The organism is Streptomyces sp. NPDC093261 (assembly GCF_044753645.1).
In the GTDB taxonomy this organism is placed as follows: domain Bacteria; phylum Actinomycetota; class Actinomycetes; order Streptomycetales; family Streptomycetaceae; genus Streptomyces.
In genome coordinates, this window is sequence record NZ_JBIVNO010000008.1 from 275,074 (window position 1) to 297,842 (window position 22,769).

General features: G+C 72.3%; 25 protein-coding genes and 2 pseudogenes. 12 read left to right on the top strand and 15 right to left on the bottom strand.

What is annotated here, in order from left to right; genetic code table 11:
* Nucleotides 1-6 precede the first annotated feature (6 nt).
* Genes ACIP94_RS19725 through ACIP94_RS19750 form a run of 6 tightly spaced genes read right to left on the bottom strand, consistent with a single transcriptional unit; the run spans nucleotide 7 to nucleotide 3,759 of the window.
* A complete protein-coding gene (locus ACIP94_RS19725; RefSeq protein WP_402426740.1) occupies nucleotides 7-1,764 on the bottom strand; it encodes a complex I subunit 5 family protein in 1,758 nt (585 codons plus the stop codon).
* Nucleotides 1,764-2,111 (bottom strand): sodium:proton antiporter, encoded by a 348-nt coding sequence (locus ACIP94_RS19730; protein ID WP_402426743.1) that lies wholly within the window; start codon nucleotides 2,109-2,111, stop codon nucleotides 1,764-1,766. The genes ACIP94_RS19725 and ACIP94_RS19730 overlap by 1 nt, the downstream gene beginning before the upstream one ends.
* Entirely contained in the window at nucleotides 2,108-2,875 is a 768-nt protein-coding gene (locus ACIP94_RS19735; protein ID WP_402426746.1) for an MnhB domain-containing protein, read from the bottom strand. Before ACIP94_RS19735 ends, ACIP94_RS19730 begins: the two co-directional genes overlap by 4 nt.
* Entirely contained in the window at nucleotides 2,872-3,135 is a 264-nt protein-coding gene (locus ACIP94_RS19740; RefSeq protein ID WP_402426749.1) for a DUF4040 domain-containing protein, read from the bottom strand. The genes ACIP94_RS19735 and ACIP94_RS19740 overlap by 4 nt, the downstream gene beginning before the upstream one ends.
* Nucleotides 3,128-3,580 carry a monovalent cation/H+ antiporter complex subunit F gene (locus ACIP94_RS19745; RefSeq protein WP_402426893.1) on the bottom strand — a complete coding sequence of 151 codons (453 nt, stop codon included), beginning with the start codon at nucleotides 3,578-3,580 and terminating at the stop codon, nucleotides 3,128-3,130. Before ACIP94_RS19745 ends, ACIP94_RS19740 begins: the two co-directional genes overlap by 8 nt.
* Complete coding sequence (locus ACIP94_RS19750; protein WP_402426752.1) at nucleotides 3,577-3,759, bottom strand: hypothetical protein; 183 nt, start codon at nucleotides 3,757-3,759, stop codon at nucleotides 3,577-3,579. Before ACIP94_RS19750 ends, ACIP94_RS19745 begins: the two co-directional genes overlap by 4 nt.
* 253 nt (nucleotides 3,760-4,012) lie before the next feature.
* Between ACIP94_RS19750 and ACIP94_RS19755 the strand changes: the two genes are divergently transcribed.
* Nucleotides 4,013-4,570 (top strand): VanZ family protein, encoded by a 558-nt coding sequence (locus ACIP94_RS19755; protein ID WP_402426755.1) that lies wholly within the window; start codon nucleotides 4,013-4,015, stop codon nucleotides 4,568-4,570.
* A gap of 268 nt (nucleotides 4,571-4,838) precedes the next feature.
* Nucleotides 4,839-6,077, top strand: a complete 1,239-nt coding sequence (locus ACIP94_RS19760) for a ricin-type beta-trefoil lectin domain protein (RefSeq protein WP_402426758.1) — start codon at nucleotides 4,839-4,841, stop codon at nucleotides 6,075-6,077.
* Between the two features lie 81 nt (nucleotides 6,078-6,158).
* Here ACIP94_RS19760 and ACIP94_RS19765 read toward each other — a convergent pair whose 3' ends face one another.
* Nucleotides 6,159-6,398, bottom strand: a complete 240-nt coding sequence (locus ACIP94_RS19765; RefSeq protein WP_402426761.1) for a hypothetical protein — start codon at nucleotides 6,396-6,398, stop codon at nucleotides 6,159-6,161.
* A gap of 206 nt (nucleotides 6,399-6,604) precedes the next feature.
* Between ACIP94_RS19765 and ACIP94_RS19770 the strand changes: the two genes are divergently transcribed.
* The 3 genes from ACIP94_RS19770 to ACIP94_RS19780 all read left to right on the top strand — a co-directional run bounded on the left by ACIP94_RS19770 (nucleotide 6,605) and on the right by ACIP94_RS19780 (nucleotide 9,640).
* Nucleotides 6,605-7,633 carry a PHP domain-containing protein gene (locus ACIP94_RS19770; RefSeq protein ID WP_402426764.1) on the top strand — a complete coding sequence of 343 codons (1,029 nt, stop codon included), beginning with the start codon at nucleotides 6,605-6,607 and terminating at the stop codon, nucleotides 7,631-7,633.
* A gap of 47 nt (nucleotides 7,634-7,680) precedes the next feature.
* Nucleotides 7,681-8,343 carry an HAD family hydrolase gene (locus tag ACIP94_RS19775; RefSeq protein ID WP_402426767.1) on the top strand — a complete coding sequence of 221 codons (663 nt, stop codon included), beginning with the start codon at nucleotides 7,681-7,683 and terminating at the stop codon, nucleotides 8,341-8,343.
* 328 nt (nucleotides 8,344-8,671) lie between these two features.
* Complete coding sequence (locus ACIP94_RS19780) at nucleotides 8,672-9,640, top strand: SDR family NAD(P)-dependent oxidoreductase (protein ID WP_402426770.1); 969 nt, start codon at nucleotides 8,672-8,674, stop codon at nucleotides 9,638-9,640.
* Nucleotides 9,641-9,727: 87 nt separating this feature from the next.
* On the opposite strand, the gene ACIP94_RS19785 is transcribed toward ACIP94_RS19780, so the two are convergent.
* Both ACIP94_RS19785 and ACIP94_RS19790 read right to left on the bottom strand, forming a co-directional pair.
* The gene (locus ACIP94_RS19785; RefSeq protein ID WP_402426773.1) at nucleotides 9,728-9,991 is read right to left on the bottom strand and encodes a hypothetical protein; all 264 of its coding nucleotides are present in this window, start codon (nucleotides 9,989-9,991) and stop codon (nucleotides 9,728-9,730) included.
* 116 nt (nucleotides 9,992-10,107) lie between these two features.
* A complete protein-coding gene (locus ACIP94_RS19790; RefSeq protein ID WP_402426776.1) occupies nucleotides 10,108-11,397 on the bottom strand; it encodes an ROK family protein in 1,290 nt (429 codons plus the stop codon).
* A 341-nt stretch (nucleotides 11,398-11,738) separates the two neighbouring features.
* Here ACIP94_RS19790 and ACIP94_RS19795 point away from each other — a divergent pair, with 341 nt between their 5' ends.
* Nucleotides 11,739-12,017, top strand: a complete 279-nt coding sequence (locus ACIP94_RS19795; RefSeq protein ID WP_402426779.1) for a hypothetical protein — start codon at nucleotides 11,739-11,741, stop codon at nucleotides 12,015-12,017.
* Between the two features lie 15 nt (nucleotides 12,018-12,032).
* On the opposite strand, the gene ACIP94_RS19800 is transcribed toward ACIP94_RS19795, so the two are convergent.
* Complete coding sequence (locus tag ACIP94_RS19800) at nucleotides 12,033-12,554, bottom strand: GNAT family N-acetyltransferase (protein WP_402426782.1); 522 nt, start codon at nucleotides 12,552-12,554, stop codon at nucleotides 12,033-12,035.
* A 147-nt stretch (nucleotides 12,555-12,701) separates the two neighbouring features.
* Nucleotides 12,702-13,152, bottom strand: a pseudogene (locus ACIP94_RS19805) (DUF3626 domain-containing protein); the annotation flags it as partial.
* Nucleotides 13,153-13,269: 117 nt separating this feature from the next.
* On the opposite strand from ACIP94_RS19805, the gene ACIP94_RS19810 reads away from it, so the two are divergent.
* The 4 genes and pseudogenes from ACIP94_RS19810 (at nucleotide 13,270) to ACIP94_RS19825 (ending at nucleotide 16,919) form a co-directional block, all read left to right on the top strand.
* The gene (locus ACIP94_RS19810) at nucleotides 13,270-13,764 is read left to right on the top strand and encodes an FBP domain-containing protein (RefSeq protein ID WP_402426785.1); all 495 of its coding nucleotides are present in this window, start codon (nucleotides 13,270-13,272) and stop codon (nucleotides 13,762-13,764) included.
* Nucleotides 13,765-13,952: 188 nt separating this feature from the next.
* A complete protein-coding gene (locus ACIP94_RS19815) occupies nucleotides 13,953-15,203 on the top strand; it encodes an aromatic acid exporter family protein (RefSeq protein ID WP_402426788.1) in 1,251 nt (416 codons plus the stop codon).
* 37 nt (nucleotides 15,204-15,240) lie between these two features.
* A pseudogene (locus ACIP94_RS19820) lies at nucleotides 15,241-15,489 on the top strand (hypothetical protein); the annotation flags it as partial.
* 215 nt (nucleotides 15,490-15,704) lie between these two features.
* Nucleotides 15,705-16,919, top strand: coding sequence for a lactonase family protein (locus tag ACIP94_RS19825; protein WP_402426790.1), 1,215 nt, complete (start codon nucleotides 15,705-15,707; stop codon nucleotides 16,917-16,919).
* On the opposite strand, the gene ACIP94_RS19830 is transcribed toward ACIP94_RS19825, so the two are convergent.
* A complete protein-coding gene (locus ACIP94_RS19830; protein ID WP_402426793.1) occupies nucleotides 16,887-17,612 on the bottom strand; it encodes a DUF2470 domain-containing protein in 726 nt (241 codons plus the stop codon). The genes ACIP94_RS19825 and ACIP94_RS19830 overlap by 33 nt on opposite strands.
* A 131-nt stretch (nucleotides 17,613-17,743) precedes the next feature.
* Nucleotides 17,744-18,352, bottom strand: a complete 609-nt coding sequence (locus ACIP94_RS19835; protein WP_402426798.1) for a TetR/AcrR family transcriptional regulator — start codon at nucleotides 18,350-18,352, stop codon at nucleotides 17,744-17,746.
* 130 nt (nucleotides 18,353-18,482) lie between these two features.
* On the opposite strand from ACIP94_RS19835, the gene ACIP94_RS19840 reads away from it, so the two are divergent.
* Nucleotides 18,483-20,003 (top strand): cytochrome P450, encoded by a 1,521-nt coding sequence (locus tag ACIP94_RS19840; RefSeq protein WP_402426801.1) that lies wholly within the window; start codon nucleotides 18,483-18,485, stop codon nucleotides 20,001-20,003.
* Here ACIP94_RS19840 and ACIP94_RS19845 read toward each other — a convergent pair.
* Complete coding sequence (locus ACIP94_RS19845) at nucleotides 19,965-20,795, bottom strand: pentapeptide repeat-containing protein (RefSeq protein WP_402426804.1); 831 nt, start codon at nucleotides 20,793-20,795, stop codon at nucleotides 19,965-19,967. The genes ACIP94_RS19840 and ACIP94_RS19845 overlap by 39 nt on opposite strands.
* Before the next feature lie 228 nt (nucleotides 20,796-21,023).
* Between ACIP94_RS19845 and ACIP94_RS19850 the strand changes: the two genes are divergently transcribed.
* Nucleotides 21,024-21,218 carry a DUF5999 family protein gene (locus ACIP94_RS19850; RefSeq protein WP_402426807.1) on the top strand — a complete coding sequence of 65 codons (195 nt, stop codon included), beginning with the start codon at nucleotides 21,024-21,026 and terminating at the stop codon, nucleotides 21,216-21,218.
* Between the two features lie 100 nt (nucleotides 21,219-21,318).
* On the opposite strand, the gene ACIP94_RS19855 is transcribed toward ACIP94_RS19850, so the two are convergent.
* Nucleotides 21,319-22,620, bottom strand: coding sequence for an alpha/beta fold hydrolase (locus tag ACIP94_RS19855; protein ID WP_402426810.1), 1,302 nt, complete (start codon nucleotides 22,618-22,620; stop codon nucleotides 21,319-21,321).
* Nucleotides 22,621-22,769: the final 149 nt, after the last annotated feature.

The following is a 22,769-nucleotide window of genomic DNA, read 5'->3' on the forward strand; positions in this document are numbered from 1 at the left end:
CCGTCCTCAGGTCAGGATGCCCGGCAGCGCCAGCGCCCCGAGCAGGACCGTGCCCACCAGGACCCAGGCCACGTAGTCCCCGATGTGCCCGGACTGCACCCGGCGCAGCGCCAGCGTCCACGGCCGTGCGCCGAGCAGTTCCGGGCGGCGCACGGCGAGCGCCGCCAGGGCGAGGGCGAGCGCCGTGGAGACCAGTCCCAGCAGCACACCGGCCGTGGTCCAGTGCGGGGAGGCGAGCGCCCCGCCGGACCCGGCCTCGTTCACCGAGCGCGCCACGACCCCGGCGAACCCCGGCACCACCCCCACGGCGAGCGACCCGGCGAGCAGCAGGGCGGGCACGGCCGTCATGGTGTCCGGGATCCGGCTCAACCGGTGCCGGGTTTCGGGCTTCTCGCCGGTCCCGGTGGTCTCGTAGCCGGACCCGTCCCGCGGCTGTGGCCCCAGCCCGTAGAAGACCCGCGCGGCGACCCGGAGCACCGCGCCGCCCGTCACCGCGGACACGAGAACGTAGACCACGGTCAGCGGCCCGCCCACCGCCTCCTCGATGACCGCCTTGCCGAGGGAGATGCCGAACGGCGGCAGTCCGGCGAGCGCCAGGCCGCCGAGCACGAACATCACCGCGACCCCGCGCAGCGGCCGGGCGCGCCCGTGCAGCGCGTGCTCGTCGACCGAGCCGAACCTGTCCAGCAGGAGGCCGGTGCAGGCGAACAGGGCGGCCTTCGCACCGGCGTGACCGAGGATGTAGAGCGCCACCCCGTCGTCGGACTCGGGCAGCAGGGAGCCGATGCCGACGAGGAACAGCCCCATGTGGGCGATGGTCGAACAGGCGAGCAGCCGCTTCACATGGCGCTGGTACCAGCACATCAGGGCGCCGACCACGCCCGTCAGGACACCGAGTACGGTGAGCGCCCGCTCGAGGTCGGGCGCCGGGATACCGCCCGGTCCGGAGAAGACGGTGCCGTAGACGCGCCAGACCCCGTAGGCGCCGAGTTCGACCATGACGCCGGACAGCAGCATGCACACCGGGGTGGGTGCGACGGCGTGCGCGTCGGGCAGCCAGAAGTGAAAGGGCACGGCGGCGGCCTTCACCAGCAGCCCGGTCAGCACGAGGACGAATGCGGCGAGGGTCAGCGCGTCCGGGCCGCCGTGGGCGTCCAGGCCCCTGCCCATATGGGTCAGGGACAGCTCGCCGGTGCGCGCGTAGAGCAGCCCGATGCCCATGAGCATGGCGTAGGCGCCGAGCGAGTTGATCACACCGAAGGTCAGGGCGCCCTGGACGGCCTTCGCCTCCTCGACGCGGTAGCCGGTCAGGGCGTAGGCGGCGGCGCCCATCAGCTCGAAGAAGACGAACGCGTTGAACAGGTCGCCCGCGATCACGAACCCGCACATGCCGCCCTGGAACAGCAGAATGAGGGCCGGGTAGGAACCGGCGTGTCCCGGGGGCGGTTCCTCGAAGTAGCGCCAGGAGTAAGCGAGCGCGGCCAGGACCAGCAGGGACGCCAGGGCGGCCAAGCCGAGGCCGGGGCCGTTGCCGACGAGGACGATCCCGACACTCACGCCGTTGTGGGGCGTCCACGCTCCCACCCATTCGGTCAGCGGCGGCGAGGAGTCGAGGCACAGCCCGATCGCGAGGGCCGCGGTTCCGGCCGCGACGGCACAGCCGAAGCTCTCGGCGGCGATGCGCGGCAGCCGGCGTCCGCACGCGATCAGCAGCCCGGCAGCGAGCAGCGGGACGGCGACCAGCAAGGGCAGCAGATGGTTCATCAGCCGCGCAACTCCCGCAGTGCGTCCGGGTCGACGGTGCCGTGGCGTTTGGAGATCTGCATGACGAGAGCGAGCAGCAGGGCCGTCACGGTGGCGCCGACGACGACATCGGTGAGGGTGAGGGCCTGCACCACCGGGTCCACCACCGGCCGTGAGCCGGGCTTGATGTCGGAGTAGACGGGCGCGGTCGCGCCGGCGCGGTAGCCGACGGCCAGCAGCAGGACGTAGGTGGCGGACTGGCAGACGGCGAGGCAGCCGACCGCGTGGATCAGATTGCGGCTGGTCGCGAGGCCATAACAGCCGGTCAGAAAGATCCACACTGCGACGAGGTACGGCAGTACGGTCATCGTTTCGCGTCGTCCTCCTCGTTGTCGCCCCCGTTGTCGTCCTCGATCTCGACGGCCTGGTCCAGGAAGCGGGCGAGCAGGACGACGACCGCGCAGGCGACCTCCATCCCGATGGCGGCGTTGAGCAGCGGCACCGTGCCGCCGGACGACAGTGTGTTGAAGGTGCCGTACGGGAGCAGGGTGTTGGCGAGGAAGGCCGTGCCGGCGAGAACGCCCGCGAGCCCCGTGACCAGGTATGCGGAGGCGGCGAGGGCGTCGCCGACCTCGAACAGGCCCACCGGCCGGATGCGTTCCAGTGCGCGGTAGTCGGCGCCGAGGTAGAGCAGGTGCAGGGCGGTCGCCGCGACGACCCCGCCCTGGAAGCCGCCGCCGGGGCTGAGCTGACCGTGGGCGATCACATAGAGGCCGCAGACGAGTGCGACGGGCAGGACGACGAGCGCGTACCGGCGTACGGGGGGCGCGGCCTCCTCCGGGGCCGGTCGTCCGCGCTTCTCGTCATGGGTCTGGCGCAGCAGGACGACCGTGCCGAGGACGGAGGCGAACAGGATGCTCATCTCGCCGAGCGTGTCGAAGGCACGCTGGTCGAAGTTGACGGAGGCGATGGTATTGGCGGTGTGCCGGGACAACGAGGCGCGCACGGCCCGGTCGCCGTAGGGGTGGCGGTCGCCGCCGAAGCCGGGCAGGCCGAGGCACGCGGCGACGAGCAGGGCCGCGAGGCCCGCTCCGCCGAGGGCCAGGAGGATCATCCGCAGGCGTCGGGTCATCGGGCCCTGTCCTTCCCGTCCTTCCGCCTCCGTCTGACCTTGCGCACCGAGAGCATGATCAGGAGGGGGGTCACCGCGGAGCCCACGGCGAGCTGGGAGAGGCCGACATCGGGGGCCTGCGCGGCGGTGAACAGCAGGGCGAGGCAGACGCCGAGCACGGCCAGGACCAGTGCCTGGCGCACGGGGTCGCGCACGGCGACGGCCGCGGTCGCGGCGGCGGCGACCAGCAGCAGGACGACGACGATCAGCGGGTCATCCACGCCGGCTCTCCGTGAATCCGCCGGACAGCGCCCGGGAGGCCACGAGATTGCCGCCGATCAGCAGCGCCCCGATGACCAGCAGCTTGACCAGGGCCCGCCCTGGGCCGGTGACGGCGCACAGGACCAGCACCACCACGGCCCCATACCCCGCGACGACAAGGGTGACGGCTCGGGCGTGCGGTGGGTCGGCGGCGAGGTCGTCGGCGAGCAGCCGGGCGAAGACGAGGGTGCCGACCGGGCCGAGCAGGGCGAGGAGCAGGGCGAGGTCGACGTACGCGGGGCGTTCGTAGCCCTGGGAGAGCAGAAGCAGTCCCGGGGTGGCGAGCGCGCTGGAGAGATTCTGGGCGACGACGCGCCGGCGCAGCGGCCCGGTGGCGACACCCCACACGGCGGCGCCGACGCCCACGGCGAGCGCGACGGTGCCCGCCCAGATCCAGCCGTTCACGGTCCGGTCACCGCCCGTCGGGCGGCGCATGCCGCGACCGCGCACACCAGCGCGCAGGAGCTCCCCACGACCCACTCCAGGGTGTCGACGGTGCTGATGAGGACGAGCCAGAGCAGGGTGAGGACTGCCCACCAGCCGAGCACTTCCAGGGCGGTCCCCAGTGCCGTACGCGCGTTCATGTCCCACCTCCGCCCATCACTTCCGCCGGGAATGTCCGGCATGTCATCCAAGCACCGCGTCGCCCCCGGGCAACGGCGGCGCGCGAGTGACTGCTGCCCGGAGTGCCCCGCCCGCGGGAGGGGAAACCGCCGGCGGCACACCTCGGGCGCCTCGGGCGCACACGGTTCCCCGGACCCGGTGCGGCCCGGCATCAGCGCACCCATCGGGGGTAACAGGCCCTAGCCAGAGCGAAGTCGCAACCGGGAGGGCGAGATGGCTCGTACAGCGCTGGGCGCGCGCACCGTGAAGGCCGGCCGCCGTCGGACCACGGGACCACGACGGGAGCGGCGGCCGCTCACGCTCCCCGTCCGGCTGCTGGTCATGGCACTCGCCTTCGTGGCGATGGTGGCCTTCGCCGCGGCACTCGCCCGGATCACGCTGGAGCCGTCCCCCGCCTCCCGGGCCCTGGTCCACAGCAATCTGCACCCGGGCCGCTCATTGCGCGCCTATCTGGAGCAGCCCGCGACGCGGGACGCCGTGAAGCAGATCGGCGGGAACATCCTGCTGGGCGTGCCCTTCGGGATCCTGCTGCCGGTACTGGCGCCCGGCACCCGGGGCATCCTGCGCGTGGGCATGGTGACCGCGACGGTGATGCTGCTGGTCGAGCTGGCACAGGGGGCGCTCGTCACCGGCCGCGCGTTCGACATCGACGATGTCATCCTCAACACGACGGGCGCGCTGCTGGGTTATCTGCTTCTCGGACGACGGCTGGGGCGCGCCGTGCACGCACGCCTGCAGCCGCGCGAGGACAAGGAGCCGGAGAAGAGCTGAGCAGGGGACCCGCCCGGCGTAACTGAGCAGGGGACCCGCCCGGCGCATGACGTTTGCGGCGGGGCACGCGCGCTCGACATGAGCGCCCGTCAGCACACCTCGTGTTATCAGTCCGGAGCAAAGTCTTGACGACCCCTTACCTCACCTCTTGAATCAAGAGCTGAATCAACACGCCGCTTCCGGCGCGCCCGGCATGTCCGGCCGCACCGTCCACCCCCCACCCCAGTCGGCCACCCGTGTCCGGGCGACCGTACGGAAAGGCAGCGTCATGGACTCCCCACGCCTGCTGCGCAGATGTCTCCTCGCCGCGCTCTCCGCGGTACTCGCCGCGTCCGCCTTCGCACCCGTGGCCCACGCGGCCCCGCAGGCGGCGGACACGACCGTCTTCTCCGACACCTTCGACGGACCGGCCGGGGCCGCCGTCGACTCCTCCAAGTGGCAGACGGAGACCGGCGACAACGTCAACAACCACGAGCGGCAGTACTACACCTCGGGCAACAAGAACGCGGCGCTGGACGGCCAGGGGCATCTCGTGATCACGGCCCGCCGCGAGAACCCGGCGAACTACCAGTGCTGGTACGGCACCTGCCAGTACACCTCGGCCCGGCTCAACACCTCGGGGAGGTTCACCGCGCAGTACGGCCATGTCGAGGCACGGATGAAGATTCCGCGCGGGCAGGGCATGTGGCCGGCCTTCTGGATGCTCGGCAACGACATCGGACAGGTCGGCTGGCCCAACAGCGGTGAGATCGACGTGATGGAGAACGTCGGCTTCGAGCCGGGGACCGTCCACGGCACGATCCACGGTCCCGGCTACTCGGGCTCCGGCGGCATCGGTGCCGCGTACTCCCTGCCGGGCGGCCAGGCGTTCGCGGACGCCTTCCACACCTTCGCCGTGGACTGGGCACCCGACTCGATCACCTGGTCCGTGGACGGCACGGTCTACCAGCGGCGCACCCCGGCCGATCTGGGCGGCAGGACCTGGGTGTTCAACAAACCCTTCTTCCTCATCCTCAATCTCGCCGTCGGCGGCTACTGGCCGGGCGACCCCGACGGCTCCACGTCGTTCCCCCAGCAACTCGTCGTGGACTCGGTGAAGGTGACGACGAGCGACACCTCCGGCGGCACCGGCGTCCCGATCACCGGGCTCGCGGGCAAGTGCGCGGACGTGGCGGGCGGGAATCCGGCCAATGGCACCCCGGTCCAGTTGTACGACTGCAATGGCACGGCCGCCCAGAAGTGGACGGTGGGACCGGACGGCACCCTGCGGGCGCTCGGCAAGTGCCTGGACGTGGTCGGCAACGGCACGGCGGACGGCTCCAAGGTCCAGCTGTGGGACTGCACCGGCGGACCCAACCAGAAGTGGACGGTCACCGCGGCCCACGACATCGTGAATCCGCAGGCGAACAAGTGCCTGGACGTGACGGACAACAACTCCGCGAACAGCACCCGGCTGCAGATCCGGTCCTGCTCCGGGGGCGCCAACCAGAAGTGGACGGTCGGCTGACCGCTCCGCTCCCACCCGCACACAGTGCCGTCCCGTGCCGCGGTGCGGGACGGCCCCCGGCACAGCGCGCGGGAGCGGCCTCTAATGGCGCGGCGTCCAGGTCAGCTTGTCGCCGCCCACCCACCGGACCACATCGGGATCATCGAGGTCGTGGACCGGGATGCCGGCCTCGGCGGCGATCGCCAGCACGTCGGTGAGCGACCTCGCCTCGGCGACCACCTCGCCGTCGATCTCCACGATACGGAACGGCGGATTGCCCGGCTGGACGCCGAGCACCATGATCCGTGGATGGGAGATATGGGGGCTCGCGATTTCGGTCATGCATAGATCGTAGAGCGCCCGGGGAGACGGAGCGCTTCGGGCGGCCCCGGTCCCCGGCACTCCCGGGCGCGCCCCTCGGCGCACCCCCGCAGCAGCCCGTACGGTCCGCTCCCCCCCCGATCGTCCGGCCTGGTGAACGGCGTCCGGCGGGCACCCGCCGTGCGAGCCGGGCGCCCGTGGGCAAGGCTGGGGGTGAGGAGGTGCCGATGGGTCCCGTCGCCGCGCTGGACCGGATCGCGTTCCTGCTGGAACGCGCCGGAGCGCCCACCTATCGCGTACGGGCCTTTCGCACCGCGGCCTCCGTGCTGGCAGCGCTTCCCGAGGGCGAGGTCGCCGAGCGGGCGGCCGCCGGGACACTTGAGTCGCTGCGCGGCATCGGGCCCAAGACCGCCCAGGTGGTGCGGGAGGCGGTGGCCGGACGGGTCCCGGGCTATCTCGAGCAGTTGGAGCGGGAGAGCGAGGAGCCGCTGGCCCGTGGCGGCGAACGCCTGCGGGCGCTGCTGCGCGGTGACTGCCATCTGCACTCCGACTGGTCGGACGGCGGCAGCCCGATCGAGGACATGGGCAGGGCGGCCGCGCGGCTCGGCCATGAGTGGGCCGTGCTCACCGACCACTCCCCCCGGCTGACCGTGGCCCGCGGGCTGTCCGCCGAGCGGCTGCGCGAGCAGTTGGAGGTGGTCGCCGCGCTCAACGAGCGGTGGGCGCCGTTCCGGCTGCTCACCGGCATCGAGTGCGACATCCTCGACGACGGTGCGCTGGACCAGGAGCCGGATCTGCTGGACCGGCTGGACGTCGTGGTGGTCTCGGTGCACTCGAAGCTGCGCATGGACGCGCGCTCGATGACCCGCCGGATGATCGCCGCCGTGCGCAATCCGCATGCCGATGTGCTCGGCCACTGCACGGGACGGCTGGTCACCGGGCGCGGGCGGCCCGAGTCGGAGTTCGACGCGGACGCGGTCTTCGCCGCGTGCGCCGAGTCCGGTACGGCCGTGGAGATCAACAGCAGGCCCGAGCGGCTCGACCCGCCGCGCCGGCTGCTGCGGCAGGCGGTGGAGGCGGGCGTGCTCTTCGCGATCGACACCGACGCGCACGCGCCCGGGCAGCTCGACTGGCAGATCCACGGCTGTGCCCGGGCCGAGGAGTGCGGGGTGCCCGCCGAACGCGTGATCACCACCTGGACCGCGGAGGAGCTGCTGGCCTGGACCCGGGAGCGGACGGTGCCCTCGCGCGTGTGACGGGCACGTCCCGTGGTACCCGAGCCCGTACGCGAGGGAGGAAGATCATGGGACGGGCGGCCGTGTTCGACGTGGATGGGACCCTGGTCGACACCAATCACCTTCATGTCACGACGTGGTGGGAGGCGTTCCGGCAGGCAGGCCACCAGGTGCCGATGCACGCGATCCATCGGTCGGTGGGCCTCGGGTCGGAAGACCTGATCGCCCACCTCCTGGGCGGCCCCGACCGGGACGAGGTGGACATGCTGGTCGCCGCGCACAAGGCCCTGTACGGGACCTACTTCGAGCGTCTGCCCCCGCTGAAGGACGCCGGACGGCTGCTGCGGCGGCTCGACCACGACGGCTGGAACGTCGTCCTGGCCACGTCGGCGAGCGGACAGGAGCTGTCGGCGCTGCGCCGGGCGATCGGGGCGGACGACGCCATCGCGGCGACGGCGAGCGCCGACGACGTGAAGGCCGGGAAACCGGCGCCCGAGCCCGTCGAGCACGCCCTGGAGCTGGCCGGGGTGCCGCCCGAGTCGGCGGTGTTCGTGGGCGACACGGTGTGGGACATGCGGGCGGGCACCCGGGCCGGGGTCATCTGTGTCGGCCTGCTGTCGGGTGGCATTCCGGAGGCGGATCTGCGGGAGGCGGGCGCCCGCTCCGTCTTCCGGGACCCGGCGCATCTGCTGGCCAGGCTGGGGGACAGTCCGCTGGCGCCCGACGCGTAGGTCCGGGTCCTGTCCCGCGACCGTGAATGGGTGACGTAGATCACGCACAGGTCGCCGATTTCCCGGAACACCGACCGGTAGTTTCCCGTTGAACCAGCCGTGGGAGCGGACGGGACAGTGTCCCCGGGCCTCATCTCCAGCCCACAGGGACGATCGTTCGGCTGAAGCCCTGTGGAGCCTTTCGCCGAGAGGCGACCGCCGTTCGCCCCCACCACAGACGGCCCCGACCGCGATCCCCCCGTCCGGTCGGGGCTCTTCTTCGCCCCGGAACGGTCAGGGCCGGGGCCGGATTGACTTCGAGTGCGCTCCACTTCGTAACGTGCGGCGTATGAGCACTGCACAGCACAGAATCGGGTCGGGCTTCGGCGCCAGGAGCACCACCGAGGACGTCCTCGACGGAATCGACCTCTCCGGCAAGCTCGCGCTTGTGACCGGCGGCTACTCCGGGCTCGGCCTGGAGACCACGCGGGCCCTCACCGGGGCGGGCGCCCGGGTCGTCGTCCCGGCGCGGCGCCGTGCCGCCGCCGAGGCGGCGCTGGCGGGCCTCGACCGGGTGGAGGTGGACGAGCTGGACCTCGGTGATCTTTCCAGCGTGCATGCCTTCACCGAACGCTTCCTCGCCTCCGGCCGCACCCTCGATCTCGTGATCAACAACGCCGCCGTCATGGCCTGCCCGGAGACCCGGGTGGGCCCCGGCTGGGAGGCGCAGTTCGCCGTCAACCACCTGGGCCACTACGCGCTCGTCAACCACCTGTGGCCGGCCATCGAGCCGGGCGGGGCCCGCGTCGTGTCCGTGTCGTCGGCCGGTCATCACCGCTCCCCGATCCGCTGGGAGGACCCGCACTGGAAGCAGGGCTACGACAAGTGGGAGGCCTACGGGCAGGCCAAGACCGCGAACGTCCTGTTCGCCGTGCACCTGGACCGGCTCGGCCGGGACCACGGCGTGCGCGCCTTCTCCCTGCACCCCGGCGGCATCCTCACCCCGCTCCAGCGCCACCTCGGCCGGGAGGAGATGATCGAGCGCGGCTGGATCGACGAGACCGGCGCACTGGTGGACCCCGACGCCTTCAAGAGCCCCGAGCAGGGAGCGGCCACCCAGGTGTGGGCCGCGACCTCGCCCCGGCTCACCGGCATGGGCGGGGTGTATTGCGAGGACTGTGACATCGCGGAGCCCGCGCCGGCGGATGGCGGGCGCGGCGGAGTCAAGGACTGGGCGACGGACCCGGACCAGGCCGCGCGTCTGTGGGAGATGTCCGCGGAACTCACCGGCGTCGACGCGTTCGCGTCCCGCGCCTGAGACACACGGACGGACCGGGTCCCGGCCGGAGTCCGGCCGGGACCCGGTCCGTCCCGGGGCTGCTTCCCCCCGTCTGCGTGGGGCGGCTCAGTCGGAGGGCTCGTCCGGGACCGGGTGGTCCGTGGGCGAGTGGTCCCTGGGCGAGCGGGGAGCCCCTCGCCTGCCTGTGCCTGCCTCGTCGGTGTCGGGTACGTCCTGCGCGGTCTCGGCGGTGTCCGGCGTGTGCGCGCGGTCGTCCCGGGAGGTGTGGACGTCCCACGGGTCCTCGGCACTACGGGCCTGCTGGTCCGGCATGTCACGCGGGATCGGACGGGCACGCTCGCCGGGATCCTGCTGCCGTTCTTCGGTCACGCCGCTTACTCCGTTCTTCGCTCGCCGAGCTGACGGGGCCCGCGAGCGGGACGCGGGCCCCTTTTCGGGCGAGGGCCGGGTACCCCGGCAGGATTCGGCAAAACCGCAGGCAGCGGTCAGCGGGGCGTCCGTTCCTCCAGTGCCGTCCGCCAGGCCGGCCGGCGCCCCTCGTGTGCGGGCTCCGCGCGCCGCCCGCCGCGGGCGAAGAAGTCCGCGAGGGGGAGGATCGCCGCCCCGACCGTCACCGCGTCCGGACCGAGCCTGCCCATGTCGATGGAGACCCGCTCGGCCGGATACCGCAGGGCGTAGGTCATGGCATGCCGGCGCACCGCCGACAGGAACCGGGAGCCGAGTTGCAGCCCCGCCCAGCCGCCGATGAGGATCCGCTCGGGCTGGAAGAGATTGATCAGGTCGGACAGGCCGGCGCCCAGGTACTCGGCGGTCTCCTCCAGGACGGCGAGCGCCACCGGGTCCGCCTCGGCGCCCTCGAGCGGGTAGGCGGCGGCCAGCAGGGAGGTCAGCGCCGTCTCCTCGTCGGCGTGCCGGGGCGGTCGCCCGCCCTGCTCGCGCCAGCGGTCGATGAGCGCCTCCGCACCCGCGTACGCCTCAAGGCAGCCGAGGGCACCGCAGCGGCACCGCCGCCCCCTCACCCGTACCGTCAGATGACCCCACTCCACGGCCCGCCCGCTGCCCACCTCCTCGGTGACCAGACAGGCCCCGACGCCGGAGCCGAAGAGGACCACGACCGCGCTGTGGGCGCCGCGCCCGGCGCCGAACCACATCTCGGCCTGGCCGAGGGTCCTGGCGCCGTTGTCGATGAAGTAGGGGACGGAGTCCGGGAGCCGGCACGTGGAACGGAGCAGGGATTCCACCGGCACGGCGTCCCAGCCGATGGTCTGGCCGTGCACGACGGCGCCCTGCTCGGCGGTGCGGGCGACGATGCCGGGGACGCCGATGCCGACGCCGAGAAGCCGCTCGGGGGCGATGCCGGCGGCGGCCAGGACCTCCTCGAAGCCGTCGCGGATATGCCCGACGACGACCTCGACGTCGTACCGCTGGTGCTCCAACGGCCTGTCCGTACGGGCGAGTTCGGTGAGGGCCAGGTCGAACAGCTCGACGCGGACCCGGGTTTCGCCGACGTCGACGCCGATCATGTACCCGCTGGCGGGGGCGACGCGCAGCAGGGTGCGCGGACGGCCGCCGTCGGAGTCGACGCTGCCGGCCTCCTCCACCAGGCCGTCCGCGACCAGTTCGGCCACCACGTTGCTGACGGAGCCGGAACTCAGGCCGGTCGCCGGGCCCAGTTCGAACCGGCTCATCGGACCGTCGAAGTACAGTCGCCGCAGCACCTCGGCGCGATTGCCCCGGCGCAGGTCTCGTACCGTGCGCCCGTTCCGTCCCGCCATGTGACTCCTTCCGGCCCTGACCCGATCCGCACGATACCGTCGGGCGGCCCCCTGGCGCCCCCCTTAACGCGATCTTAAATCAGGACCTAATTTAAGACATGACAGTGACGGGTGGATCGTACCTCCCGCTCGCCCCTCCCCCATTCGCTGCTCATTTCCGGCCGCGTAATGTCCTCCAGGTATCGGACCTGCGACTCGCCCTGGGCCGGAGAGTCGAACACGATGCGCGGGTCCGCGTCGAGCGCGGCACGATGTCGTGCGCCAGGGCCGACCGGTCGATCTCCGCGCCTGTCGAGCGGGTCGTGGAACGCGGCCTGGGCGGTCCCGCCTACTATCCGGCCGTGGCGAAGACCTTTGAGGAAATCGTGGAGATGCAGCGGGCGGCGAGCGAGGCGGAGACGAAGGCGGCCGGGCTGCGCGAGATGTACGGGCCGCCCACCGCTACGACGTGGACCAAGCAGCAGTCCGACCTGTACGAAACGGCATTGCGGGCGTGGCGGGACCTCGACCGCGACCTTCAGGCCGAGATCAGCGAGTACGCGAAGGAACACGGCAGGACGCGCAGCGAGGTCGAGGCCGAGGCGCGGGCACAGGCGGGCGTACCGGAGGAGGACGTCTGACGGCCCCGCCGCGCGTCAGATCCGGCCGAGGTCCACCCGCCAGTCGTTGGAGGTCATCCAGGTACCCTTCGGGTACTCGAAGTCGACCGGGCCCAGCAACTCGAAGCCGGCCCTGCGGCAGACCGCGTTCGAGGCGGCGTGGCCGACGCCCGGGAAGGCGTGCAGATACCGGTGCGTACGGGTGGCTCTCGCCGCCTCGACGACCGCCCGGGCGGCTCGCACGGCAAAGCCCCGCCCCTGGAACTCGGGCAGGACCCCCCATCCGGTCTCCCACACCCTCGTGTCCCGCCACGTCCGCTCCCAGAAGCCGATGGAGCCCACCGTCTCGCCGGTGCGCGCGAGCGTGACCCGGTACATCCGCCCGGGTTCCACGACGAGATAGCGCCGGTGGCGCGCCACGAGCTGTTCCTCGGTCTCGGGTCCGCCCAGGTGCTCGGTCATCTCGGGGCTGTTCGTCCGTTGCAGCAGCCAGAAGTCGCCCTCCGCCCAGGGCTCAAGGCTGACGTGCCGCGCGTCCAGGGTGCCTGTGGTGTCCATGGCGTCACCCTAGAGCGGGGGACCGACAATCGATCCGGGTCAGGCCGGGCCGGCTCGGGTCCGGTCCGGGTCCGGGTCCATCCGGGTCCGGGTCCGGTCCGGGTCGAGCTGTCCCCTGACGGCGATGTGCGCCCCCAACTCCACCTATCGCGGGCCGCGGAAGTCCGCGTGGCGGCGCAACTCGGCGACGGAGAGCCGGTACCCGGGGTGCCATTCGAGTGGGCACGGAAGCCGGCGGGCGGCCGCCTCGACCGAGGTGGCGCGGTAGCTCGCGTCCAGGACCAGGGCCTCCGCGTCCCGCTCCAGCACGACAGGATCGTGCACATGAGCTTCGATGTAGTCGTCGAGGGCGTCCCGGTCGTCGGCCTCGGCACGTTCGATCAGCTCCATCCCCGCGGCCACCCCGAAGTGGGATGAGGAACTGCGAGCGGTGGGCGCCGTCCGCGGCCAGGGCCTCGAGGATCGGCCGGCCGGCCGCGAGCCGGTCGGGATGGAAGTTGAGCGTGAGCCGCTCCTCCCGGCTCACCAGGGTCCTCGCGGAGCGTGCGGCCACATGACGCAGGGCGCGCTCGGCCGTCGCGGAGACTTCGGGCCTCACGGACCACTGGGAAAATTCATTCGTTCCCCCCTGTCCGCCTTGCTAGTTTAGGCAGAAACCTATGGGCCCTAGGTTCCATACCCTGGATTCAGCGCCGTTCCGCAAGAAGGACTCCTCATGAGATCGCTCACCGAGCAGGACATCCGCAACTCCTTCATCAACTGCTCGAAGGGAGAGGCGAAGCGGCTGGCGATCCCCCGCGACCTGGACGCGCGTCCTTGGGATGACCTCGACTTCCTGGGCTGGCGGGATCCCGGGGCACCGGACCGCAGCTACCTCGTCACCGAGCGGGCCGGCCGGCTCGTCGGAATCGCGCTGCGCTTCCCGTCCTCGCAGCGCGGCTTTCTGCACCGGAGCATGTGCTCGCTCTGTCTGACCACGCACCCGGGCAACGGCGTCTCGCTGATGACGGCCCGCAAGGCGGGCGCGGCAGGGCGCGAGGGAAACTCGGTCGGGATCTACATGTGCACCGACCTCGCCTGCCCCCTGTACATACGCGGGAAGAAGGTGCCCGAGGCCGGCGGCCGCTTCGAGGAGACGCTCACCACGGAGCAGCAGCTCGCACGGATGACGGACAACCTGTCCGCCTTCCTGGACAAGCTGCATTCCTGACCCGTTCCCGGACAAGCCGCATCCTGACCCGTTCCCGGACAAGCCGCATCCTGACCCGTTCCCGGACAAGCCGCATCCTGACCCGGGGCGGGCCACGGCCGCCCCACCGGCGAGGACGACGGTCCGCACACGGTGACGCTTGTCAGCCCTACGTTCGATGCCCAGGTGGAGCGGGAAGAGCCATAGGGATGCGAGATGTGCGTGATACGTGGGCGAGGGTCACCGCCCGGATCGTGAAGCTGCGCCAGGTGCCCGAGGTCGTCCAGGCGGTTCGTTCGACCGCGGCCGCGACCATCGCCTATGTGGTCGCCGTGCGCCTCAGTCCCGAGCCCGCCCCCCTCACCGCGCCCCTGACGGCGCTGCTGGTGGTCCAGGTGACGCTCTACGCGACGATCACCAACAGTGTGCGCCGGGTGAACTCCGTGGTGGCGGGCGTCGTCATCGCCATCGGCTTCAGCATCCTGGTCGGCCTGACCTGGTGGAGCCTGGCCCTGATCATCATCGCCTCCCTCGCGGTCGGCCATCTCGTACGGGTCAGCGAGTACGTCCCCGAGGTGGCGATCAGCGCCATGCTGGTCCTCGGGGTGACCCAGGTCGGCAGCACGGCCTGGGCGCGGGTCCTGGAGACCGTGATCGGCGCGGTGGTCGGCCTGCTGACGAATCTGTTCTTCGCTCCCCCGGTGTGGGTGGGCCCCGCCGGAGAGTCCATCGAGGACCTGGCGCGCCGCATGCGCCAGCTGATGCTGCGCGTCGGCGAGCAGGCGGCGGGCCGGGTGCCGGCGGCCCTGGCGACCGTACGGCTGTACGAGGCGCGTCGGCTGGACCACGAGATCGTCGAGGTGGACGCGGCGCTGCGGCAGGCCGAGGACAGTCTCAAGCTCAACCCCCGGGTCCGTGAGGGTCTGCTGCACCGGATCGTGCTGCGCACCGGTCTGGACACGCTGGAGATCTGCACGGTGGTGCTGCGGGTGATCGCCCGGACCCTCGCCGACCTGGCGAAGCAACGCGACCCCGACCCCCTGTTCGAGCCGGAGACCGGCGCGACGCTGGAGCGACTGCTGTCCGAGATCGGCGATGCCGTGGTCAGCTTCGCTGTGCTCGTCACCACCGACGTCAGCCGCAGCGCCGAGTCTGCGGAGGCCCGGCTCGCCGAGGAGCTGGTCACGGCGGGCGCGACCCGCGACAAGCTGGCCCAGCTCCTGCTGGAGGGGGTCCAGCGGGACACCCGGCAGTGGCACTTCCAGGGCGCCATCCTGACCGAGGTCGACCGCATCCTGGACGAGCTGGACACCGAGCACCGCACCCGCCGTCTGCTGGAGGAACTGGACCGCTGTGCCAGTGAGCAGCGCGAGCGGAACCCGCTGGTCACCAGGGTCCGGGAGGCCGTGCTCCATCCCAGGCTGTCCCGGCTGCGCGTTTTCCTCCGGGGCCGGAACTGATCCGGGGGCCCGCTCGTTCCAGGCGGTGAACGAGGGGCGAGCAAGGGGGGAGGCGGCTGCGCCGTCCCCGGTGGACCGTGCGGCGTACACCCGGGCGGGACTGCCGTGGTTCGACTACTACGAACAGGACGGCGAGGATCTGGCGCCCCCGGACACGCTCGGCGCGGTCAAGCCGGTGGGCGACTGGCTCGGGGACGACCACGAGCCGTGGCAGCAGCCGTCGCCGCACCAGGTGAAGCCGCTCGGCGACGCCCCGGGCAAGGCGGTGGAGGACGGCGGCTGGTGACCGGCCGTCGGTAGCCGGAGAACGTATGCGGCCGCGACCGCCACAGGACGACTACCACGGGACGACCGGCGACCCGGCGACCCGGCGACCCGGCGACCCGGCGACCCGGCGAGTGTTGCGCGCTTCGCAACGCTCGTTGCCCGCCTTGCCTTTGGCGGCCGGTACACGCCATGGTGGCTGTCGCAGATGAGGCCGTCGAGTTTCGAGGTGCGGGCATGACCAGGGGTGTGGGACGGACGCGGACCTCGTCCGGCGGGGGCTGGAGCCGGCGCCGTCTCCTCGGCGCCGCCACGGCCGCCACCGCGGTGACCACGCTCCCGGCACCCGTGATGCCCGAGCAGGCCCCGGACGCGCCCCGGCCGGCCCCGGCCGAAGCGTCCCCGCCGCCGCACCGTCCCTCCGGCCCCCGCCCGCTGTACCTCGGCACCTACACCTCGGTCGACGGCGGCGGCCGGGGCATCGGCCTCGCGACGTACGACCCGGAGACCGGCGGGATCACCGGTGCCGGCACGCTGACCGGTGTGCCCGACCCGTCATATCTCGCGGTGCATCCGGACGGCCGTACGCTGTACGCCGTCGATGAGCAACAGGACGGCTCGGTGACGGCCGTACGCCTGGACGGGCACCGGATCCTCGGCACCCGGAGCACCGGAGGGGCGGGTCCCTGCCATCTGTCGGTGCATCCGGGCGGGCGGTGGCTGCTGAGCGCCAACTACCTCTCGGGCAGCGTGGCGGTGCACCCCATCGACCCCTCGGGCGCGCTGGGCGAGCGCACCGACCTCGTCACCCACACCACCCCGCCCCCGGGGCCGGGCCGGCAGGGACCGCATGCCCACCAGTTCCTCACCGCACCCGACGGCGGCCATGTGCTGGCCGTGGACCTGGGCACCGACACCGTATACACCTACCGTCTGGATCCGTCCCTGGGCACGCTCACCGAGGTCTCCCGGGCGCGGACCCGGGCGGGGGCGGGGCCCCGGCATCTCACGTTCCACCCCGGCGGCCGCTTCGCATACCTCGCCAACGAGGTCGACAACACCGCCGTCGTCTGCGGCTACGACCCCACGAGCGGAAGCCTCACCCCGGGCGAGCCGCAGTCCACGGGCACGGGCCCGGGGACGAGCTATCCGGCACAGTTCGTGGTGACGGCGGACGGCGCGTACGCGTACCTCGCCAACCGCGGCCACAACAGTCTGACCCGGTACGCCGTGGAGGCGGGCGGGGCCCGGCTGCGGCTGCTGGACACGGTGCCGGTGGGCGGTGACTTCCCGCGTCATCTCGCGCTCTCGCCGGACGGACGGCTGCTGTTCGCGGCGAACCAGCGGTCCGGCACGGTCAGCGTCTTCCATGTGGACCGGGTGAGCGGTGGGCTGCGGCTCGCGGGCGAGCCGTTCGCCTCACCGGTCGCCGTCTGTGCGGTGCCGCTGTAGCGTCCGGGGGCAGGCGGCCCGTGCCGCCTGGGCGAGCAGCACATGCATCCGTTCGGTGAGCTGGACGGTGTCATCGGCGGGCCGGTGGAACGTCAGGCGTACGTCACCGTGTCCGCGCGTCCGCTCGATGCGCAGGGTCAGCCCGTGGCGGTCGATGGCGAGCGGCCGGACGCGTACCGCGCCGTGCAGACGGTCGGGCTCGACGAGACGGGTGAGCCGCTCGACGGCGTCGGGGCGGGCGCCGGCGAGATGGGTGAGCAGCCCGGTCTCGGCCGCGGCGAGCGGGTCGGGCTCGGCGGCCGCGTACTCGGCGGGGTCGACGGCGGCCACGCCGTTCGCCCGGCGCAGTGCGATGCGGGTCGGCCGCAGGACCAGGTTCCCCTCGTCGGGCACGAACGTGCCGGCGAGCCACAGCCGTGCGCGGATCCGGGACCGTACCGGGACCGGCGCGACATCGGCGAATTCCAGTACGGCGGACGGCTCTCCGCGTGGTGCGCAGAGCGCGAGGGCGCGCAGCGTGCTGTTCTCGGGCAGATGCAGCAGTACCCGTCCGTCCGCCAGGGCGGTGTGCGCTCCGACGAGTTCCTCCCGGCCGCCCTCCGCTGTCACCGCGCAGGACCATGCGGCGGCCGGCACCGATCGGGCACGCTCCGCCGCGGCGGGCGCGGCAATCCAGGCATGACGGTCACCCATTCCCAACCTCCTTAGGTAAGCCTTGCCTAACTTATCGGAGATCGGGGTGCACGCCAACAGGCCCCGGCAGAGGACGGACCGCGTCCCGGGGCGGCTTCAGGACACAGCAGGCGGCGGCCACCCGGCCGCCTTCAGGACGCGATGACTCCCCAGAGCGCGCGGGCGCACAGATCACGCACCTGATCCCGGGACAGGGCGGCCCCCCTGAGCCACTCCAGGCACACGGCCGTGGTGAAGGCCAGCCAGCCGCGGACGGCGATCCTCAGGTCGGGCCGCTCCGCGACGCCCGGACCGAACTGGGGATCCGCCGCGAGCGCCGCCAGGACCTGCCGCTCCTGCGCGGCCAGTGACCGCTGGTAGACCTTCCGCACCGCCTGGTCCCCCGCCGCGTCGGCGCGATGGAAGGCGCGGAAGCCGTGCGCGTGTTCCTCGACATACGCCAGGAACGTGTCCAGCGAGGCGGCGAGTTGATCGCGCACCGGAACCCCGGGGACGGCCTCCGTCATCCGGAGCATCCGCTCGCTCTCGCGCTCCACGACCGCCGCGAAGAAGTCCCGCTTGGTCGGGAAGTAGTGGTACAGCAGCCCGCGGGAGACCCCGGCGATCTCGGCCACCTGCTCGATCCACACCTCGTCGTAGGGGCTCTCCGAGAACAGCCGGGCCCCCACCGCGAGGAGTTGCTCCCTGCGTTCCCCGGTGCTGAGCCGGCGGCGCGTGCGCTCCCCCTGGTTCGCGGCCATGAAGGCACTCTACTTGACGCCGGTTCAACGAGGGGACGAGACTGGAACCGCTATTGAACCGACGTACAACATGCCGGTTCACCCTGCTCGACCCGGGCCCGACCTGCGTTGCTTCAAGGGAGATGGCGTCATGGCGGAGACGACGGCGACCGCGCTTCCGAGGGGTTTCCGTAACGCGGAACTGGGCTGGCCGCAACTGGACCGCATCCCGCACCCGCCGCACCGCCTCCCGTTCATCGGCGATGTGCTCGGCGCCGACCGCCGCAGGCCGCTGCAGGACTCGATGCGCTTCGGCCGGCTCCTCGGCCCCATCTTCCGGCGGAAGTACTTCAGCCGGGAGATCGTCTTCGTGTGGGGCGGGCGCCTCGCGGCCGATCTCGCCGACGAGTCGCGCTTCGCCAAGCACGTGGGACTCGGGGTCGCCAACCTCCGGCCGATCGCCGGGGACGGCCTGTTCACGGCGTACAACGACGAGCCCAACTGGCAGCTCGCACACGATGTCCTGGCCCCCGGCTTCAGCCGCGAGGCGATGGCGGGGTACCACCCGATGATGCTGGATGTGGCCGAGAGGCTGCTGGACCGCTGGGACACGGAGCAGGCGGGGGGCCGGGCCGTGAACGTGCCCGGGGACATGACCAAGCTGACCCTGGAGACCATCGCGCGGACCGGATTCGGCCATGACTTCGGCTCCTTCGAGCGCTCCCGGCCGCATCCCTTCGTCACCGCCATGGTCGGCACGCTGACGTTCGCGCAGCGCCGCAACGTCGTTCCCGAGCCGCTGAGTTCGCTGATGCTGCGCGACGCCGCCCGGCGCAACGAAGCGGACATGGCATATCTGAACCACACGGTGGACGAGCTGGTCCGCGCCCGGCGTACCGGCGACGGCAGCGGCGATCTGCTCGACCGGATGCTGGAGACCGCGCATCCGGAGACCGGGGAACGGCTGGCGCCCGGGAACATCCGGCGCCAGGTGATCACCTTCCTGGTGGCCGGTCACGAAACGACCTCGGGGGCGCTCTCCTTCGCCCTGCACTATCTCTCCCGGCATCCGGACATCGCCGCACGCGCCCGGGAGGAGGTCGACCGGGTGTGGGGTGACGCCGCCCGGCCCGGCTACGAGCAGGTCGCCAGGCTGCGGTATGTGCGCCGGGTCCTGGACGAGTCCCTGCGGCTGTGGCCGACCGCCCCGGCCTACGCACGGGAGGCCCGGCACGACACCGTGCTCGACGGCGTCCATCCGATGCGCCGGGGCGCCTGGACCCTGGTCCTGACGCCCCTGCTGCACCGGGATCCGGAGGTGTGGGGCGCCGACGCGGAGCGGTTCGACCCGGATCGCTTCGAGGCGGGCGCGGTACGGGCGCGCCTCGCGCACACCTTCAAGCCGTTCGGGACGGGGGCGCGGGCCTGTATCGGGCGGCAGTTCGCGCTGCACGAGGCGACGCTGGTGCTGGGGCTTCTGCTGCGCCGCTACGAGCTGCGGCCGGACCCCGGCTACCGGCTGCGGGTGGCGGAGCGGTTGACGGTGATCCCGGAGGGGCTGCGGCTGCACCTCGACCGGCGGGCCGCCGTCGCGGGCACCCCGGCGGCCGTAGACGAGACGCCGTCGGCACCCTCAGGGGCCCGCTGTCCAGTGACCGGGAGGGGAGACTGACGCAGGCAGGCGGGTGCCCGCGCCGCCCCGGGCCGCGTTGATCTGCGGCTGGGTCAGGAAGAACGCGCCCGTCAGATCGGCGTCCGTGAGGTCCGCGTCGCGCAGATCGGCACCGATCAGATCCGCGTCCCGCAGGTCGGCGCCCGTCAGATCGGCGGCGATGAGCAGAGCGCCGCGCAGGTCGGCGCCCCGGAGATCCGCCCCCTTGAGCCGGGCGCCGACGAGATCGGCGCCCCGACGGCTCCTGCCCCGGCGTCCCGTCGCCGAGCGGACCAGCTCGCTGGTGCGCAGCAGCAGCACATTGACCTCCTGCCGGTGCGGGCCCACATCCAACTCCCCCAGTTCCCGGGGCGTTCGCAGCGTCAGTCGCTCGGTCGTCTCCAGCATGCGGCGCAGGTCAGCATGGACGGGACGGGCCGCGGGCAGAGTGAGCGCCTCCGTCAGGTACCAGAGCAGTTCGTGGAGTTGACGCACCACAGGAAAGACGTCGAACATCCGGCGGCCGTGCTCGGGGCCGCCCGACCGCCAGTCCTGTCCGCCGAAGGTGACCTGGGAGACCTTCTGCCCGGCGCCGAAGCAGTCGTAGACGGTGCAGCCCGGGAAGCCGCGCGACCGCAGCCGGGTGTGGATGCCACAGCGGAAGTCGTCCTGGAGATTGCGGCAGGGCGTGCCGGCGTCCTTGTCGACCGCGAAGTCCGCCGAGCGCCCGAAGGGCAGGGCGACACAGCACAGCGCGAAGCAGTTGCCGCAGTCGGCGCGCAGGTCGGAGCGGTCGGCCGGGGTGGTGTACATGACGTCCATCCTAGGCGGCGCCTTCTGCCCGGGGCCGCGGGTGCCCGGGACGGACGTACGGGACGGGGACCCCTGCCGTGTCGGTGCGCGGATCTCGGAGCCGCCGCGTCCCGGTGCCGCAGGCAAAGCTCACCGCCGAGTTTCCTGCGCCGTGGGAGTCCTCTCATCCGTACGAAAACAAGGACCGCTACCACGGAGGTACCCGTCGTACGACCCAGGAGAGACGTCATGTGCACGCACTGGCCTCCGTGCCCACCGGCCGACCGTCCCGACCACGACGCGGCGACGGTCGTCTCCGCCCACCCCGAGCAGGGCTGGAGCCTGCTGTGCAACGGCACGATCGTCTTCGACGACACCGGCGAACTGCTGCCGGACGGCCGGGCCGTGGCTCCGCAGCGCGGAGTGGAGCGGACCCTGCGCTGACGGCTCAGGCGAGCACCGCCGTGAGGTCGAGCCGGGGGGCGTGGCTCCCGTCCGGCTCCCCGGCTCGCGCGTCGGGCGGCGACGACCGTGCGGACCCGGGTCAGACCTCGTCCCGCGCCAGCGCCAGCAGCCGGTCCAGGACCCGCGGGCCGCCCGCGCGGACGCCGTCGTGCTCGAACTCGTCGGTGACCCAGGTCCGCAGTCCGCGGATCGCGCGGGCGGTCCGCAGGGCGTGCTCGGTGTCGACGTACATGTCGTCGTGGTAGACCGCCGCGGCCACCGGCACCTCGTTGGCGGCGAGGCGGGCGGGGTCGTAGAGGGGGGTCCAGTCGGTGCGCTCGGCGAGCAGATGCGCGGTGTCGCGCAGCGGGCGCAGCGCCGGGTCGGTGTCGAACATCCACGGGTGCACGGACTCGCCCGTGAACAGCACCGGTGCGTCGCCGGCCAGTGCCTTCGCCGCCTCGAACTGCGGGAACTGCGCGCGTACCCGCTCCGCCGACCAGGCGGTGGGGCGGCCCTCCTGACCGTAGATCGCCTCGTGGACCAGCGCGTAGAGGGGGTGGCCTGCGTATGAGAGGAGGGTCTGGACCTCCTCCTGGAAGGCATCCGCGAGCGCGAGGCCCTGCGGGGTACGCACAAAGGCGTTCTCGAGGAGGAAGTGGAGACGGTGGCTGCCCTCGCTGCCGCCGAGGAGGATGCCGAGGGACTGGAACGCCTCGACGGTGAGCCGGTAGCCGCCGGGAAGGACGGGCTCGTGCTGGAGCAGGTACTCGGCGATACGGCGGGCGCGTTCGACGTCCTGCGGGTAGCGGGCGTAGTGGGCGGCGACCTTGCGTTCGATACGGGGGTACGCGGCCCGGTAGACGTCGTCCGCGTGCGCGTCGAGGGAGGGCAGCCCGCCGGTGATCAGGGCGGTGCGCAGGCCCTCGGGCGCGGTCGAGAGGTAGTTCACGGTGCAGAAGCCGCCGAAGCTCTGCCCGAGGACGGTCCACGGGGCGCCGCCGGTGAGCCGGGGGCGGATGGCCTCGCAGTCGCGGACGATGGAGTCGGCGCGGAAAAGGGTCAGGTAGTCGGCCTGTTCACGGGGGCCTCCGCGCAGCGGGAGCGTCTGGCGGTTGGCGGGCGTGGAGGCACCGGTGCCGCGCTGGTCGAGAAGGAGGACGCGGTAGTCCTCCAGGGCGCGGCCCAGCCAGGCCTGCTTTCCGATGAAACGGTTCGCCCCGAAGCCGGGGCCGCCTTGGAGGTAGACCAGCCAGGGCAGGTCGGCGTCCGCCTTGGCGCCCGCGACGACCTCCCGCCCGTACAGCTCGATCGTCTCCCCGTCGGGCGCGTCGTGGTCCAGGGGCACGGTGAAGCGCCGGTCGGTGAGGACGACACCGGGCTGACGGTAGCTGAGGCTCAAGGAGGCTCCCCGGGGCGGACGGATTCGGGACGCTTGTCAGTTCAGCACATGGTCCTGCGGCATCCGCGCCCGGGGATCCGGAAGCCGCTCCTGACCAGCCGGTCAGCCGGTGCCCAACACCCGTACGACGCGCCGCCGCGGGGAGGCAG

Bases quoted from the DNA above. Each gene is read 5' to 3' on its own strand.
- ACIP94_RS19850 (WP_402426807.1), top strand. From the start codon at position 21,024: ATGTGCACGCACTGGCCTCCGTGCCCACCGGCCGACCGTCCCGACCAC.
- ACIP94_RS19835 (WP_402426798.1), bottom strand. From the start codon at position 18,352: ATGGCCGCGAACCAGGGGGAGCGCACGCGCCGCCGGCTCAGCACCGGG.
- ACIP94_RS19845 (WP_402426804.1), bottom strand. From the start codon at position 20,795: ATGTACACCACCCCGGCCGACCGCTCCGACCTGCGCGCCGACTGCGGC.
- ACIP94_RS19790 (WP_402426776.1), bottom strand. From the start codon at position 11,397: ATGGCGGGACGGAACGGGCGCACGGTACGAGACCTGCGCCGGGGCAAT.
- ACIP94_RS19750 (WP_402426752.1), bottom strand. From the start codon at position 3,759: ATGAACGCGCGTACGGCACTGGGGACCGCCCTGGAAGTGCTCGGCTGG.
- ACIP94_RS19735 (WP_402426746.1), bottom strand. From the start codon at position 2,875: ATGACCCGACGCCTGCGGATGATCCTCCTGGCCCTCGGCGGAGCGGGC.
- ACIP94_RS19830 (WP_402426793.1), bottom strand. From the start codon at position 17,612: ATGGGTGACCGTCATGCCTGGATTGCCGCGCCCGCCGCGGCGGAGCGT.
- ACIP94_RS19730 (WP_402426743.1), bottom strand. From the start codon at position 2,111: ATGACCGTACTGCCGTACCTCGTCGCAGTGTGGATCTTTCTGACCGGC.
- ACIP94_RS19825 (WP_402426790.1), top strand. From the start codon at position 15,705: ATGACCAGGGGTGTGGGACGGACGCGGACCTCGTCCGGCGGGGGCTGG.
- ACIP94_RS19765 (WP_402426761.1), bottom strand. From the start codon at position 6,398: ATGACCGAAATCGCGAGCCCCCATATCTCCCATCCACGGATCATGGTG.
- ACIP94_RS19800 (WP_402426782.1), bottom strand. From the start codon at position 12,554: ATGGACACCACAGGCACCCTGGACGCGCGGCACGTCAGCCTTGAGCCC.
- ACIP94_RS19775 (WP_402426767.1), top strand. From the start codon at position 7,681: ATGGGACGGGCGGCCGTGTTCGACGTGGATGGGACCCTGGTCGACACC.
- ACIP94_RS19840 (WP_402426801.1), top strand. From the start codon at position 18,483: ATGGCGGAGACGACGGCGACCGCGCTTCCGAGGGGTTTCCGTAACGCG.
- ACIP94_RS19755 (WP_402426755.1), top strand. From the start codon at position 4,013: ATGGCTCGTACAGCGCTGGGCGCGCGCACCGTGAAGGCCGGCCGCCGT.
- ACIP94_RS19760 (WP_402426758.1), top strand. From the start codon at position 4,839: ATGGACTCCCCACGCCTGCTGCGCAGATGTCTCCTCGCCGCGCTCTCC.
- ACIP94_RS19725 (WP_402426740.1), bottom strand. From the start codon at position 1,764: ATGAACCATCTGCTGCCCTTGCTGGTCGCCGTCCCGCTGCTCGCTGCC.
- ACIP94_RS19810 (WP_402426785.1), top strand. From the start codon at position 13,270: ATGAGATCGCTCACCGAGCAGGACATCCGCAACTCCTTCATCAACTGC.
- ACIP94_RS19780 (WP_402426770.1), top strand. From the start codon at position 8,672: ATGAGCACTGCACAGCACAGAATCGGGTCGGGCTTCGGCGCCAGGAGC.
- ACIP94_RS19815 (WP_402426788.1), top strand. From the start codon at position 13,953: ATGCGAGATGTGCGTGATACGTGGGCGAGGGTCACCGCCCGGATCGTG.
- ACIP94_RS19770 (WP_402426764.1), top strand. From the start codon at position 6,605: ATGGGTCCCGTCGCCGCGCTGGACCGGATCGCGTTCCTGCTGGAACGC.